General features: G+C 63.5%; 13 protein-coding genes. 4 read left to right on the top strand and 9 right to left on the bottom strand.

From position 1 onward, the window contains the following. Positions 1 to 499: 499 nt before the first annotated feature. From HFRIS_RS10815 to HFRIS_RS10835, 5 genes are all read right to left on the bottom strand, one after another. The gene (locus HFRIS_RS10815) at positions 500 to 841 is read right to left on the bottom strand and encodes a BON domain-containing protein (protein WP_006463376.1); all 342 of its coding nucleotides are present in this window, start codon (positions 839 to 841) and stop codon (positions 500 to 502) included. Between the two features lie 232 nt (positions 842 to 1073). Continuing rightward, the gene (locus HFRIS_RS10820; protein WP_039875301.1) at positions 1074 to 2456 is read right to left on the bottom strand and encodes a sigma 54-interacting transcriptional regulator; all 1383 of its coding nucleotides are present in this window, start codon (positions 2454 to 2456) and stop codon (positions 1074 to 1076) included. A 49-nt stretch (positions 2457 to 2505) separates the two neighbouring features. Next, entirely contained in the window at positions 2506 to 3006 is a 501-nt protein-coding gene (locus tag HFRIS_RS10825) for a hypothetical protein (RefSeq protein WP_006463378.1), read from the bottom strand. Further along, entirely contained in the window at positions 2996 to 4474 is a 1479-nt protein-coding gene (locus HFRIS_RS10830) for a HAMP domain-containing sensor histidine kinase (RefSeq protein ID WP_006463379.1), read from the bottom strand. Before HFRIS_RS10830 ends, HFRIS_RS10825 begins: the two co-directional genes overlap by 11 nt. A gap of 191 nt (positions 4475 to 4665) precedes the next feature. Continuing rightward, a complete protein-coding gene (locus tag HFRIS_RS10835; RefSeq protein WP_006463380.1) occupies positions 4666 to 5910 on the bottom strand; it encodes an ArgE/DapE family deacylase in 1245 nt (414 codons plus the stop codon). A gap of 241 nt (positions 5911 to 6151) precedes the next feature. Here HFRIS_RS10835 and HFRIS_RS10840 point away from each other — a divergent pair, with 241 nt between their 5' ends. Together HFRIS_RS10840 and HFRIS_RS10845 are read left to right on the top strand one after the other, a co-directional pair. Beyond that, positions 6152 to 7579, top strand: a complete 1428-nt coding sequence (locus tag HFRIS_RS10840) for an MFS transporter (protein WP_006463381.1) — start codon at positions 6152 to 6154, stop codon at positions 7577 to 7579. A 330-nt stretch (positions 7580 to 7909) separates the two neighbouring features. Then, a complete protein-coding gene (locus tag HFRIS_RS10845) occupies positions 7910 to 9121 on the top strand; it encodes an HD-GYP domain-containing protein (RefSeq protein WP_039875303.1) in 1212 nt (403 codons plus the stop codon). A 74-nt stretch (positions 9122 to 9195) separates the two neighbouring features. On the opposite strand, the gene HFRIS_RS10850 is transcribed toward HFRIS_RS10845, so the two are convergent. After that, positions 9196 to 9621 (bottom strand): BLUF domain-containing protein, encoded by a 426-nt coding sequence (locus HFRIS_RS10850; RefSeq protein ID WP_006463383.1) that lies wholly within the window; start codon positions 9619 to 9621, stop codon positions 9196 to 9198. 2 nt (positions 9622 to 9623) lie between these two features. Then, positions 9624 to 10373 (bottom strand): GTP cyclohydrolase I, encoded by a 750-nt coding sequence (gene folE / locus HFRIS_RS10855; RefSeq protein WP_039875305.1) that lies wholly within the window; start codon positions 10371 to 10373, stop codon positions 9624 to 9626. Between the two features lie 290 nt (positions 10374 to 10663). On the opposite strand from folE, the gene HFRIS_RS10860 reads away from it, so the two are divergent. After that, the gene (locus HFRIS_RS10860; protein WP_006463385.1) at positions 10664 to 11329 is read left to right on the top strand and encodes a flagellar basal body L-ring protein FlgH; all 666 of its coding nucleotides are present in this window, start codon (positions 10664 to 10666) and stop codon (positions 11327 to 11329) included. A gap of 114 nt (positions 11330 to 11443) precedes the next feature. On the opposite strand, the gene HFRIS_RS10865 is transcribed toward HFRIS_RS10860, so the two are convergent. Next, on the bottom strand, positions 11444 to 12019 hold the full coding sequence (locus HFRIS_RS10865; protein WP_006463386.1) for a hypothetical protein: 576 nt from the start codon (positions 12017 to 12019) through the stop codon (positions 11444 to 11446). Between the two features lie 255 nt (positions 12020 to 12274). On the opposite strand from HFRIS_RS10865, the gene HFRIS_RS10870 reads away from it, so the two are divergent. Then, positions 12275 to 12715: a hypothetical protein gene (locus HFRIS_RS10870; RefSeq protein ID WP_006463387.1), complete on the top strand. Its 441-nt coding sequence runs from the start codon at positions 12275 to 12277 to the stop codon at positions 12713 to 12715. Positions 12716 to 12737: 22 nt separating this feature from the next. On the opposite strand, the gene HFRIS_RS10875 is transcribed toward HFRIS_RS10870, so the two are convergent. Further along, on the bottom strand, positions 12738 to 14003 hold the full coding sequence (locus HFRIS_RS10875) for a D-amino acid dehydrogenase (RefSeq protein WP_006463388.1): 1266 nt from the start codon (positions 14001 to 14003) through the stop codon (positions 12738 to 12740). Positions 14004 to 14006 lie beyond the last annotated feature (3 nt).

The raw sequence follows: 14006 nt of genomic DNA on the forward strand, positions 1-14006 counted from the left end.
CTTGGCGCTATTTGCATCGCCGCGAATCGTTGTGTTCGTCAGCAGCAGAGAAACGAGATTATGTAGCAGTTAGTTCATCGCGTCAACTACTTTTTTGCGATTCGTTTTAAATTTTTTCGTCTTCGCTTTTGCTACCGCTCGACTACTTCTACTTAAAACGCCCTTCAAACTACTTCACTACTCACCTGCCTCGCCCACCTTCGTCGCTCTGTTTTTCAACTTCGCTTCGTGTGTCGCGTCAGCAGGGGGCGAACTATAGCAACGCCCTCCACACCACGCAAGCACTTTTTGAAAAAAATTCGAAAATAATTTAGCCAATCCAGAAAGCCGACCGGGACAATCGCCCGCAAACCCAAGCCCATCATGGATTACAGGACCTTCGCGGCGCGAATTGATGAATCCAAAAGAGAGCGGGCCATCCCTGACGGGACGGCCCGCTCTCTTCTTGATTGGGACTCGGCAAAGGCGCTCGTCTCAATTGCGCCCCTACCTGGCGCGCTTATCCGGCCTTCACGATGAGGTCGCTCTTGACGTCGCGTACGCCTTCAATGCCGGCTGCCAACTGCAAGGCATGTTGCCCCAGCTCGGCACTGGGCACCGCCCCCTTGAGGGTGACAACGCCATCCTTGGTAGTGACGCTGATCTTCATGGCTGAAATCTGCTTGTCCTCGACCAATGCTGCCTTGACCTTGGCGGTAACAACTGAGTCATCTATATATGTCCCGGCCTTCTGAACGCTGGGCGCGGCGGCCCGCGAGGTATCCGCAGCATGGACAGCAGGCGCGGCGGTCATCACCAGCAGGCTGGCGGCCAGCAGATGGGAAGCGAAGGTCTTTTTCATGGCGTTCTCCTTGTAGTCAATTCACTCATTCCGACTCTGCTCTGAAAGTCTCTATATAGAGCAGCACTTGCAGCCCTAGTCGCAAAGGCCATGCCAGCAGAAGATCTTCCTTTTAAATCAATCACTTAGAAATTCAAGTGGGTGGAAACAGGCTCAAACCATGCAGCAAACCCCTCGTTTCCGTCGGCTTGCCACGACGTGCCACCGGCCTCTTCCACGTAAGCCCTTGTTTTCAAAGGATTCCATCCTGTCGCTCTATGGCGACGGGCTCCTCCCCGCCGCGGAAGCGCCGCGGATCAAGTCCGTTCTTCTGCAGCAAGCGATAGAACTCGGTGCGATTGCGATCAGCCAGCCTGGCCGCATCCGAGACATTGCCATCGGTCAGCTTCAGCAGGCGGACGAGATAATCACGCTCGAATTTCTGCTTGGCCTCGGCATAGCGCAGCAGGTCCAGGGTCGGCACCCTCAATGCCCGCTGCACCAGCGTGGCGGGGATCAAGGGTGCTGTCGACAGCGCGCACACCTGTTCCACCACGTTGTAGAGCTGCCGCACGTTACCCGGCCAGTGCGCCAGGCTCAGCACCTCCAGCGCATCCGGCGCAAACCCGGTCAGGCGCTTGGGATACTTGGCAGCGATGCTCTTGAGGAAATGATTGGCCAGCAGGGCGATATCCTCGCGCCGCTCTTCCAGAGCGGGCAACTGCAAGGTCACCACGTTGAGCCGGTAATACAGGTCTTCGCGGAACTGACCTTCGGTCATGGCCGCCTCCAGGTCGCGATGGGTGGCGGAAATCACCCGTACGTCCACCTCGCCGGACTGGTTGGCGCCCACCTGGCGCACGGTCTTCTCCTGCAGCACGCGCAGCAGCTTGACCTGCAATGCCATGGGCATGTCGCCGATCTCGTCCAGGAACAGGGTGCCGCCGTCGGCCGCCTGGAACAGCCCTTCCCGATGTTCAACCGCTCCGGTGAAGGCACCCTTGACGTGGCCGAACAGCTCAGACTCCAGCAGTTGCTCGGGAATGGCGCCGCAATTGACGGCGATGAACGGCTTGTCGGCCCGCGGGCTGGCCCGGTGGATGGCACGGGCCAGCAGCTCCTTGCCGGTGCCGCTGTCGCCACGGATCAGGATGCTGGCATCGGACGCTGCCACCAGGCGCGCCTCGGCCAGCAGCTCATCGACCCGCTGACTGCGGCTGATGATATCGGCGCGCCAGGCCTCATCCGGCGCTTCCTGGGCCGGTGCGGACAGGCTCAGCGCCTGGGCCACCTTGTCCAGCAGCACATGACCATCGAAAGGCTTGGTGAGATAGGCGAAAGCGCCCTTGGTCGTCGCATCGACCGCATCGGGGATGGTGCCGTGCGCGGTCAGCAGGATCACCGGCAGGGCCGGATAGCGGCTGCGGATCTCCGCAAACAGCGCCAAGCCGTCCATCCCCGGCAGCCGTACATCGGTGATCACCAGTGCCGGCAATGCAATGGCCAGCTGCGCCAGGGCAGCCTCGGCACTTTCCACGGCCAGGATGCGGTAACCGCTGGCGTTGAGGCGCAGGGTCAACAGGCGCAGCAGGTCGGGATCATCATCGACCAGCATCAGGGGGGCAGTTTTTCCCATCGGGACTCCAGTTCCAGTAAAAATGGAACGGGCCCCGACGGCGCTGGCCTTACTTGCCGCCGGCCGGCAGGGTCCGTTCGATGTTCTTCAGCGCTTCCAGCTTGTCATTGAGCTGGTCTACCTTGCGCTGCGCTTCCTTGAGTTGCACCGAAGACTTCTCGGCATTGTCGGCCACCCGGCGCAGATCGGCATAATGACCTGCCAGCAATTGCGCCAACGGCTTGAGCTTCTCCGCTTCGACGCTGCGATCGGCCATGACGTTCCATAGCTGGGCTTCGGCCTTGGCCAGATCGATGGGGTCCCGGGTGAGCGAAAGCGCCATCGCACGGCGTACCGTCGTGGCAGGGCCGGCCGGATAGGCGTTCAAACGCTGCACTTCGCGCCCCAGTTCGGCCGGCGACATCTTGCGCAACTGGGCGTTATAGGCCAGCAGTTCGTCGATGTTGCTACTGGACTGGATGAGCTGGACGGTCGAGGTGGGTGCTTGCGGCTGCGCCGTACACGCCGCCAGCACCATGCAGGAAGCCAGGATCAGGATCTTATTTTTCATCAGGCAACTCGATTCGGAAATGCGCCCCGCCCTCACGCGGGACCAGATAGACCTTGCCACTATGGGCTTGCACATACTCGCGCACCACCGACAGGCCGATACCGTTGCCACGGCGCGCGCCCGGAGGCTGGTGCAGGCCCTGATAGAACGGTTCGAAGATGCGGGCCGCGTCCGTCGGCGCCACGCCCGGCCCCTGATCGATACACTCGACCCGCACCAGGCCCGGCGCCTCAGTCAGCATGAAACGGATAAACCCGCCCTCGGGGCTGAAGCGTACGGCATTCGAAAGCAGATTGGCCAGCACGATGGCCATCTTCTCGGGGTCCACCACCACGGTACGTGCCGCCCCTTCGATCTCCACCTTCAGCTGGCGCGCCAGCCATTGCAGCCGCTGGTCATCGATCACCTTGTGCAGCAAGGCACGCAGGTCGACCGGCACCGGATGGATGCGCTGGGCATCGAAGGACACCTCGTTATAGCGCAGCAGGTCCTCGATCTGCGTCTGCAGCGACTGCGTATTCTGGCGCAGGATGCGGGCAATCTCGCGCTGGTTCTCGCTCAACTGGCCGGCCACGCCGTCATCGAGCAGCGCCGCACCCTCGCACAAGGCCGACAGGGGCGTCTTCAGTTCATGCGAAACATGCCGCAGGAAGCGCGACTTCTCGGCCTCCAGATCGGCCAGGCGCTGGCGCAGCCAGTCCAGTTGCTGACCCAGGCGACGGATGTCGGCCGGGCCGCGCACGTCGATAGGCTGATCGAAGCGATTGTCGCCCAGCCGGCCGATGGCCTGCTCCAGCCGTGCCATCGGCCGCGACAGCCACAGGCCGAAGCAGAATGCCAGCAACACCGCCAGCACGATGGCGCCCACCACCTGGGCAGTAAGCAGCTGGCGCTGCTGTTCCAGGGCCGCGGACAGGGCATTGTTGCGACGATCGACCTCGCGCCGGCTTTCCAGCGCAATGCGCTCGTTCAGTGCCGGCAGGCGGGCAAAGTCCTGGAACAGCTTGGCCTGCTCGCCCTTGTCCTTGCGCGAATCGGCTTCCAGCACGGCCGCCGCTTCATCGACATACAGGCCCCATTGACTGAACATTTCCCGCGGTGCCATCGGCAACGCGTCGGACAGCTCACCCACCGCCTGCCGGGCCTGGTCGCGCGCTTCGTTGAAACGGTCGTGGAAAGCGGCGTCATCCAGCACCAGATACTGGCGCGCACTGCGCTCCATGGCCACGGTGCGCTCGGCCAGGCGCTGTGCCGCCTCGGTCAGTTGCACCGCCTGCCGGGCGGTGTCCCGGCTGTTGGCCGACATGCGGTCCAGCGTGAACAGGGCGTGGATGGAGGTACCGCTGAGCAGGGCCGCAATCAGCAGGAACGCCGCCAGCAGCAATTGCCGGAACGACAAGCCGAGATAGCCGGGCTTGCGCGTGGCTGCCGATGGGGGCGGATGGGTGTGCTCGATGGCGTTCAACATGCGATTGATCTCGGTCCCTCAAGACTTGCTTCGTTACCCGGGCAAGCAGGAAGCCTCCCGGCCCGGAAGATGCCGACAGGAAATGTCGGCCATCAGCGCGCGGGCACACATTGTAATCATTTGTCGATCCGGCGGCGATCCGGCCAACTTCCCGGCGGGCAACTTCAATTCACGCCCGCCAGGCGTCGCACTCAGTCCTGCGGCCCGAGGAAGTCCAGCAGCATCAGCGCCACCACCTTGGTGGCCTTGCGCAGGTCGTCCAGGGCCAGGTTCTCGTCGGCCTGCTTGGCGTTGGATTCCATCAGCGTGCGCGGACCCGCGCCGAACAGCACCACCGGGATGCCATGCTCGCCGTACAGGCGGGCGTCCGTATAGAGCGCCGAGCCGTTGGTGGTGAGCGTTTCGCCCATGACCGTCTCGGCATTGCGCAGCAGGCTCTGCACCAGCTTCTCGTGACCCGGCAGCGGGCGCAGTGCACGCGCCAGCAGCAGGCGGCGGATTTCCACGCGGATGCCCGGCAGCCCCGCCACCGCATCCTCGATCAGCTTGCGTACGCCGGCCTCGACCTGCGCCGGGTCTTCCTCGGGGATCATGCGACGATCCATCTTCAGCACTACCTTGCCCGGCACCACATTGGTATTGGTGCCACCATCGATGCGGCCGACGATCATGGTCGGATGGCTGATGCCGGGGATGGAGGAACGGATGTCCTTCAGGCCAGGCAAGGCGCCATAGATGGCATTGAGGACGGCATTGGCGGCCTGCAGCGCATCGTGGCCGGTCTCCGGCATGGAGCCGTGGGTGGCGCGCCCATGCACGGTCACCTCGAACTGCAGGCAGGCATTGTGGGCGGTCACCACGTTGTAGCTGAAGCCGGCCGCCAGCACGTAATCCGGCTGGGTCAGCTTCTGCTCCAGCAGCCAGCCGGGGCCGAGCAGGCCACCGAACTCCTCGTCGTAGGTGAAATGCAGCTCCACCGCACCGCGCAGCGAAGCGCCCAGCGCCTCCAGCGCGCGGGTGGCGAAGATATAGCTGGCGAAGTCACTCTTGGAGACCGCCGCCGCCCGGCCATAGATGCGGCCATCGGCCACTTCACCGCCGTAGGGGTCATGCGACCAGCCCTCGCCCGGCGGCACCACGTCGCCATGCGCATTCAGGGCCAGTGTCGGGCCGCCCTCGGCATAGGGGCGGCGCACGATCAGGTTGGTGATGCTCTGCATGCCATAGTCACGCACCTGCTCTTGCGGGACCGGAAACTTCTCGGCATTCCAGCCCCAGGACTGCACCAGCTCGGCCACCACATCGGCGTGCGGGGCATTGTTGCCGGGGGGCGTATCGGTGGGGATGCGGATCAACTGCTGCAGCACGCCGACCTCCTCGTCGAAATGCTGATCGATCCACGCGCACAGGCGCTCCGACAACTGCTGTTTGGACATGCTGATGACTCCGTGATCAAAACGCGCCAGCCACGCCAGCGCAAACCGCCATCATAGCGCAGCCGCCCCGCTCGTGACCGCCGCCAGCGCGCTTGCACGTTCCCCGCTATCATTGTGCGGCGCTGCCCAGCCGGGCCGCACCTGTCTTCATTGCAGGATTCCAAGAGCAAACAAGCGGCGGCAGAGCTCCGGCATCCGGTGCCACGCCAGCACGCACACCTTCGCCAGATACCCAAGACCCATGTCCACGCTGCCCTCCTCCCCCGGCGCCACTGATCCCAAACACCACATCGTCATCGCAGGGGAAGGCTTGCCGCCCGACCAGCGCGGCCGCGCCATCCTGGCGCTGGGCATCGCCGTCGGCCTGGCCACGCTCGACACCGCCATCGCCAACACCGCCCTGCCAGCCATGGCGCTGGACCTCAACACCACCCCGGCCGCCTCGGTCTGGATCGTGACCGCCTACCAGCTGGCGATGATGGTGTCGCTGCTGCCCCTGGCGGCGCTGGGCGAGATCGTCGGCTATCGCCGTATCTACGTCTGGGGACTGGTGCTGTTTACCGCGGCCTCGCTGTTGTGTGCAGTGGCGTGGTCGCTGCCTACGCTGGTGATGGCGCGCTTCCTCCAGGGCCTGGGCGGGGCCGGCATCATGAGCGTCAACACCGCGCTGATCCGCTTCATCTATCCGACCCGCTCGCTGGGCCGCGGCGTGGGACTGAACACGCTCATCGTCGCCATCGCCTTCACGGTCGGTCCCTCGGTGGCCTCGGGCATCCTCGCCATCGCACCATGGCCATGGCTGTTCGCCGTCAACGTGCCGCTGGGTGTGCTGGCAGTGGTACTGGCCCTGCCCTCGTTGCCGCATACCACGCTGTCCACCCATACCTTCGACCTGCGCAGCGCAGTGCTCAACGCCGCCGCCTTCGGCCTGCTGATCCTGGCCATCGGCGAAGGCGCGCACCAGGCCCAGGCCAGCGTGGTCGGACTGGAACTGGCGGCCGCCATTGTCTGCGGCCTGTTCCTGCTCAAGCGCGAACTGTCGCATCCGGCGCCGATGCTGCCGGTGGACCTGTTCCGCCATGCGATGTTTTCGCTCTCGACGGTCACCGCCATCTGCTCCTTCGCCGCGCAAGGCCTGGCCTTCGTCTCGCTCCCCTTCTTCTTCCATCATGACCTGGGACGCAGCCAGGTGGAGATCGGCCTGTTGATGACGCCCTGGCCGGTGGCCGTGGCCATCATGGCCCCCATCGCGGGACGCCTGTCGGACCGCTATCCGGTCGGCATCCTCGGTGGCGTCGGTCTGGCGCTGCTGTGCGCCGGGCTCTTGTCGATGACCTTCATGCCGGCCGCACCCACCGTCTGGGAAATCAGCTGGCGCATGCTTCTGTGCGGCATGGGCTTTGGCTTCTTCCAGTCACCCAACCTGAAAGCGCTGATGACCAGTGCGCCCCCCCATCGCAGTGGCGGCGCATCCGGCATCGTGGCCACAGCCCGCCTGCTCGGTCAAAGCGTGGGCGCAGCGCTGGTCGCGCTATGCTTCAATCTTTCCGAAACGCAAGGCTCGCGCCTGGCATTGGGCTTCGGCGCCGCCTTTGCAGGGGTCGCGTGCATTGCCAGCTTCCTGCGTCTGCTGACCAAGAATCCCTACGCACCACCGTTGAAAAAATAAGTTTTTCTCACCATTCCTCACGGCCGCGGCCTGCCGGATTCTCAGGCGGCGGCTATCTTTCCTCAGCATTTTGTCAGCTTCGGCGGGCGCTGCATTCTCACTCTTTTCCACACACCAACATTGGCGAGCGCAAACGGAAATTTCGACCGTTAATCCCCGCTTAATCGACCTCAAGCAAAACGCATTCTGTTACGATAATTTCAGCTAGCTTAGCCATGCAAGCGAGTTCTGCCACGTGGGAGACACTACCAATAATAGGCGTCATTTCATCAGGGAAATCGAACCGCTTTCAAAGCGGGAAACAGTGACAGGCACAGACCTGAATTCGATATGTTGAAATCCATCGCCTTAGAACAATTGCGTTTGGGCATGTATGTCCACTCCATCCCCGGGGGATGGATCAGTCATCCTTTCTGGCGCAAATCCTTCAAGATCGAGAGCCTGGAAGACCTGCAGACGCTGCGCGACTGTCCGATCGACCAGGTCACCATCGATACCGCCAAGGGCCGCGACATTGCGCCGGACCACCTGGAAGACGACCCGGAAGATGCTCACGAAGAGCATGACCCTACCGCAGCGGTCGCCGTGGCCGTACGCAAGCCGGCCCAGCGCACCGAGTCCGCGGTCGAACGCGAACGTGCGGCACGCATCATTTCCTCTTCCAAGTCCACCGTGCTCAACATGTTTTCCGAAGCGCGCATGGGCAAGGCGGTGGACGTCAAGGATGCCGCCGAGCTGGTCACCGAGATCACCTCCTCGGTCTCCCGCAACGCCGACGCCCTCATCAGTCTGGCCCGCCTGAAGACCACTGACGATTACACCTACATGCATTCGGTGGCCGTCTGCGCCATGATGATTTCCCTGGCCAACCAGCTGGGCATGACGCAGGAGCAGACCAAGCAGGCCGGCATGGCGGGGCTGCTGCATGACGTGGGCAAGATGGCCGTGCCGCTGGACATCCTCAACAAGCCGGCCAAGCTGACCGAAGAGGAGTTCGCCTCCATCCGTTCGCACACCGTACAAGGCCACAGCATCCTGCAGCAGATCGAAGGCATCGGCGAGGTTCCGCTGGATGTCTCGCTGCACCATCACGAGAAGATCGATGGCAGCGGCTATCCCTTCAATCTCAAGTCCGACGGTATTTCCATCATGGCCAAGATGGGGGCGGTATGCGACGTCTACGACGCCATCACCTCCAATCGTCCCTACAAGGCGGGCTGGGACCCGGCCCGTTCGATCCGCCACATGGCCAGCAGTGCCGGGCATTTCGACCCGGTGACGATGCAGGCCTTCGTCAAGGCCATCGGCATCTACCCGACCGGCTCCTGCGTCATCCTGCAGTCGGGTCGCCTGGGCGTGGTGGTGGACCAGCGTCCGGACCAGTTGCTCACGCCGCGCGTGAAGGTGTTCTACTCGACCACCAGCCGCATGCCGCTGAAGTCCGACATCGTCGACCTCGCGCACGGCAGCGACAAGATCGTCGCCTACGCCGACCCGGCCAAGTGGGGCATCCGCAGCCTGCCCAGCATCGACCTGCTCTAGGGCCCGCCCAAAAAGAAACGGCGCCAGTTTCGTCCCTGGCGCCGTTGCTATGTCAGTGCTGCCGCAAACCCCGTTCAGTCACGTTGCGCAAATGCCGCCGTCGAGGCCAGTTCATTCAACAGTGCCACGGTGGAACAGCAGGACACCTCGTAGGGATTGAGCTCACCGGTGACCGAATACTTCAGCAGCAGGGAACGATTGATCTTGTCCAGCCGGATCTTGCCCATGGTCCAGGAGGAATACTGGCGTTCGTCGATCGACTCATAGGCCAGCAGGATCACATCCTGATGTCGCGCATCGCCCAGCAGCCGGCCGTACAGTCGGTTGACCTGATCGCGTCCGCCTTCGAGCACCTGCACGAAGATGGTATCGCTGTAGCACAGCACCCCGGTGATGCCCTGTTGCGGATTGCGCTGACGCGACGCCGCCAGGATGCCTTCGATGGTCTCGTGGGTGATGGTCTCGCGTGCGCGGCTTGCATAGATCAGACGAACCAGCATGATTAACCTCGTTGACGTTGGGAAATCAGCGCCAGGAATTCACGGCGCAGGTTGGCGTCACGCAGGAAAGAGCCGCGCATGACGCTGTTGATCATCTTCGACTCCACGTCCTTGACGCCGCGCCAGTGCATGCAGAAGTGGTCGGCTTCCATGACGATGGCCAGGCCGTCCGGCTGCAGCTTCTGCATCAGCAGGTCGGCCGCCTGCGAGACCGCCTCTTCCTGGATCTGCGGACGGCTCATCACCCACTCCAGCAGGCGCGCATACTTGGACAGGCCGATCAGGTTGGAATGCTCATTGGGCATCACCCCCACCCACACCTTGCCCATGATCGGGCACAGGTGGTGAGAGCAGGCGCTGCGCACCGTGATGGGGCCGACGATCATGAGCTCGTTGAGGCGCTCGATGTTGGGAAACTCGGTCACCGGCGGCGCCACCTGGTAGCGGCCCTTAAAGACTTCATTGAGGTACATCTTGGCCACGCGCTTGGCGGTGTCCTGGGTGTTGTGGTCACTCTCGACATCAATCACCAGGCTCTCCAGGACAGCGGCCAGCTTGGACTGCACCTCGGCCTGCAACTGCTCCAGTTCACCCTCCTTGATGAAGGCGGCGATATTGTCGTTGGCGTGGAAACGCACGCCGGCCGCCTTGATGCGCTGGCGAATACGGGCCGAGACCAACTGATCATGCATCGTCGGTGCGGCTGCGGCTGCCTCGGCGCTCACCGCGGCCTGGTTTTTTTCTGTTGCCATGATGGTATGCGATCACGCACGACGGGATCGCAGAGTTGGGGGTGGCGCCATTATGCACGGAAATGCGCGAGCGCATTGCCGCCCAACCTGCGTCAAGCCCGGGTCAATCCACCGGCTCGCAAGGTCTGCACTTAACTCTCGTTGAAGATTGTTTGCCGCACTTTACAAGGACCTAACCGCTGCTTACACCGTTACCCACCATCATCCCTGCCAGTGCCGCCACGCCTGCAACGGCGTCGGTGGCCACGCGCGCCGGGCATCCAGCCAGGCCGTCCAACGGGGGGATCGTCATGTCATTCCAGTTTCGCCTTGCCGGCGCCTGCGCGCTGGCCGTTTCGCTGTCGGCCTGCAACAGCCCGGCACCGATGGTCAACGGACCTACCAGCGTACGCCCTGCCTATCAGGTGCCCAACGTGGAAAACAATGGCGCCATCTTCCGCGTCTCCAGCGCCCAGCTGTTCGAGGAGCCGACCACCTACAACGTCGGTGACATCATCAAGATCGACATTTCCGAGTCGATCAGCAGCAGCAACAAGGCCGCCACCAACAACAGCCGCGACAGCTCCCTCACGCAGAAGGGACCCGGCTCGGGCGCACCGCTGGGCGGCCTGTTCACCCAGCTCTACGACGCCAACTATTCGGCCTCCGGCAACAACACCTTCAAGGGCTCGGGTGACAGCAGCAATACCAACACCATGAGCGGCACGCTGATGGTCTCCATCGTCGAAGTGCTTCCCAACCGCAACCTGGTGGTGGCTGGAGAAAAACGCATCGGCGTCAACGGCAACATCAACACGCTGCGCTTCTCGGGCGTGGTGCGCACACGCGATATCCGGGGCGGCATCGTGGCCTCCTCCAACGTCGCCGATGCCCGGCTGGAACAGGTCGGCGGCGGCTCCATTGCCGACGCCAGCACCGATGGCAACTTCTTCCGCCGCCTGCTGACGATCTGGTAAGCACGTTGACAGCGAAGGCAACAAAAGACAAACGGCAAGCCTGGCTTGCCGTTTTTCATTGCGTACTGGATAGCATTGGATGTACGGGCCTGATGAACGCCCAGCCGCTTCGTCTCAGAATCCGTTGGCGGCACCGCGCATGTTGTCCGGCGAATTGTCCGCCACGATGGGATTGCCCGGGAACAGCGCATCGATCAGGGGCGCCAGCTTGTCACCGGCAGACGCCCACTTGTCCTGGCCGAAGGAGCCAAGCCGGTATTGCGCCGTACCCAGTACGCGACCATCGCGCCGCAGGGTCAACGCGGCATAGGTGAGATAGGGGGTATAGGCATCGGTGAAGACCTTAGTATCCCATTTGACGTAACCGACGTAACTCAAGGTCACCGGGCAGGCCAGCGCCTGGGTACCGGCATCATAGACCCGGCTTTGCACCCCGTGCTTCTGCAGCTCGCCCTGCAGGCCCGGCACGAAATCGCTCAGCGCCACCGAGCCATTCCACTCGATGCAGACATCGCGGATCGGATCCTTGCTGTAGACGATGGGATTCTGGGTGGTGTTGGGCGTCATCGCCTTGACGCTGGACGCCGCCGAGCCCACCAGGCCCACGGCATCCACCAGGGCATTGCCGGAAGTGACGACGCAACCCGCGAGCGATGAAACCAGCAAGGTGGCAGTGATGATGGTGCGCATGATGCTCTCCCCCGAGCGCAATCCGATGTGCCGCATCCCGCATGGCGCGGGTGGCCGGATCACAGGCTGCCCATCATAGCGGCGCACGGCAGGGCGACTGTTCCGTTTTACCTGTATTTACGCTGGCCGCTTGCGCGCTTTACAGCAGGCAGCAAGACGCAAAGCCGCGCCGGCACGAACGGATGCAACATGGCCCACGGTGCTGGCACAATAGCCGGCTGTGGCCACCTGTGCCATGCCCACAAGGAGATTTCCATGTCCGCTTTCATCCCCCGCACCCTGCTGGCCGCGCTGGCCCTGGTCGTGCTGCCGGCCGCTCAGGCCGATACCCTGAAGTCCGAAACCGAGGTGCGCGCCCTGACCGACAAGATCATGGCCCAGGCCGGTGCCGGCCGTACCGACGACGCCTACGGCATGCTCTCGCCATATGCGCTGGTCGACATCCGCGCCTTCGAAACCGCCCGCACCAACGCCCGCAGTTCGCGCATGGCCATCGAAGCCCTGGTCGGCAATTCGGTCGGCTATGAATTCATCCGTTCGGAAAAGGTCGGTGAATCCCTCATCAAGCTGACCTACATCGAAAAGACCGAGCGCCAGGCCATCCCCTGGATGTTCATCTTCTACAAGGCGCCGGCCGGCTGGGCGGTCAGCACCTTCAGCAACGGCGCCGACGTCGACGCGCTGTTCGATCGCTGACGGCAGCCCGGCGACGCTCCACTCAGATCACGCGCTGCGGCTCCAGGTCGGCACTCTCGATCTCGCTGGCCACGCCCGATATCTTGTCGGCGATCAGACGCGAGGAACCGCAGGCCGTGGTCCAGCCATTGGAACCATGGCCTGCGTTGAGCCACAGATTCGGATAACGGGTCGCGCCGATCAGCGGCGCGCCATCCGGGGTCATCGGTCGCAGGCCGGCCCAGTATTCCACCTTGGCCAGGTCGGCGCCCTGTGGATAAAGATTCTTCAGCGACTTCAGCGCGGTGGCGCAATCGCGCGGCGTGACGCGTGTGTCCCAGCTGCCGATCTCGGCCGTGCCGGCGGCGCGGATATGCTGGCCCATGCGGGTGATGGCCACCTTGTAGTATTCGTCCATGACGCCACTGCGCGGCGCGCTGGCAGGGTCGGCCACCGGCACCGTGATGGCATAGCCCTTGACCGGATAGATGGGCAGGTCCAGGCCCAGCGGCTTCAACATCGGCACCGAGGCACTGGCGCAGGCCACCACGTAGGCATCGGTGCGCAGCGTGGCGTTCCGGGTGCGCACGCCGCTGACCTGACCACCGGCCACCTCGATGGCCTCTACCTCTGTGGACAAGTGGAACTCCACCCCGTGCGCCTGCAGCCAGGCCGCCAGGGCGCGCGCGAACAACGGGCAGTTGCCGGTCTCGTCCAGGGGCAGCAGCAGCCCCCCCTTCAGTTCGTGACGCGCTGCGTGCAGGCCGGGATCGAAGGCCACGCAGCCATCGGCATCCAGCAATTCGAAAGGCACGCCGGCTTCGGCCAGCACCCGGGTCGACAGGCCTGCATTGTCCAGTCCCTCCTGGGTACGGAACAGCTGCAGGTTGCCGCCGGTGGTCTGTTCGTAGCGGATGTCCAGGCGTTCGCGGATCTGCTTCAACTGGCCATGGCTGTAGCGCGCCAGACGCCCCATGCGGGCCTTGTTGATGGCATAGCGCTCAGGCGTGCATTGCGCCAGGAAGCGCTGCAGCCACTTCCACTGGTGCGCATCCAGGCGCGGTGTAAAGCGTAGCGCCGCCTCGATGCCCAGCCAGCTCTGTACCGACCACTTCAGCGACTTGGCCGGCATGCCCGGTGCGGCCCAGGGCGTAGCATAGGACGGACAGACGTGTCCGGCATTGCCCACACTGGTCTCGGCCGCCACTTCGGCGCGGCGCTCGACCACGACCACTTCATGGCCGCGCTCGCGAAGGAAATAAGCAGTGGTGACGCCGACGATGCCGGCGCCCAGCACGATGATGCGCATGGT

It is taken from the genome of Herbaspirillum frisingense GSF30 (assembly GCF_000300975.2).
Taxonomy (GTDB): domain Bacteria; phylum Pseudomonadota; class Gammaproteobacteria; order Burkholderiales; family Burkholderiaceae_D; genus Herbaspirillum; species Herbaspirillum frisingense.

Bases quoted from the DNA above. Each gene is read 5' to 3' on its own strand.
- HFRIS_RS10815 (WP_006463376.1), bottom strand. From the start codon at position 841: ATGAAAAAGACCTTCGCTTCCCATCTGCTGGCCGCCAGCCTGCTGGTG.
- HFRIS_RS10820 (WP_039875301.1), bottom strand. From the start codon at position 2,456: ATGGGAAAAACTGCCCCCCTGATGCTGGTCGATGATGATCCCGACCTG.
- HFRIS_RS10825 (WP_006463378.1), bottom strand. From the start codon at position 3,006: ATGAAAAATAAGATCCTGATCCTGGCTTCCTGCATGGTGCTGGCGGCG.
- HFRIS_RS10830 (WP_006463379.1), bottom strand. From the start codon at position 4,474: ATGTTGAACGCCATCGAGCACACCCATCCGCCCCCATCGGCAGCCACG.
- HFRIS_RS10835 (WP_006463380.1), bottom strand. From the start codon at position 5,910: ATGTCCAAACAGCAGTTGTCGGAGCGCCTGTGCGCGTGGATCGATCAG.
- HFRIS_RS10840 (WP_006463381.1), top strand. From the start codon at position 6,152: ATGTCCACGCTGCCCTCCTCCCCCGGCGCCACTGATCCCAAACACCAC.
- HFRIS_RS10845 (WP_039875303.1), top strand. From the start codon at position 7,910: ATGTTGAAATCCATCGCCTTAGAACAATTGCGTTTGGGCATGTATGTC.
- HFRIS_RS10850 (WP_006463383.1), bottom strand. From the start codon at position 9,621: ATGCTGGTTCGTCTGATCTATGCAAGCCGCGCACGCGAGACCATCACC.
- folE (WP_039875305.1), bottom strand. From the start codon at position 10,373: ATGGCAACAGAAAAAAACCAGGCCGCGGTGAGCGCCGAGGCAGCCGCA.
- HFRIS_RS10860 (WP_006463385.1), top strand. From the start codon at position 10,664: ATGTCATTCCAGTTTCGCCTTGCCGGCGCCTGCGCGCTGGCCGTTTCG.
- HFRIS_RS10865 (WP_006463386.1), bottom strand. From the start codon at position 12,019: ATGCGCACCATCATCACTGCCACCTTGCTGGTTTCATCGCTCGCGGGT.
- HFRIS_RS10870 (WP_006463387.1), top strand. From the start codon at position 12,275: ATGTCCGCTTTCATCCCCCGCACCCTGCTGGCCGCGCTGGCCCTGGTC.
- HFRIS_RS10875 (WP_006463388.1), bottom strand. From the start codon at position 14,003: ATGCGCATCATCGTGCTGGGCGCCGGCATCGTCGGCGTCACCACTGCT.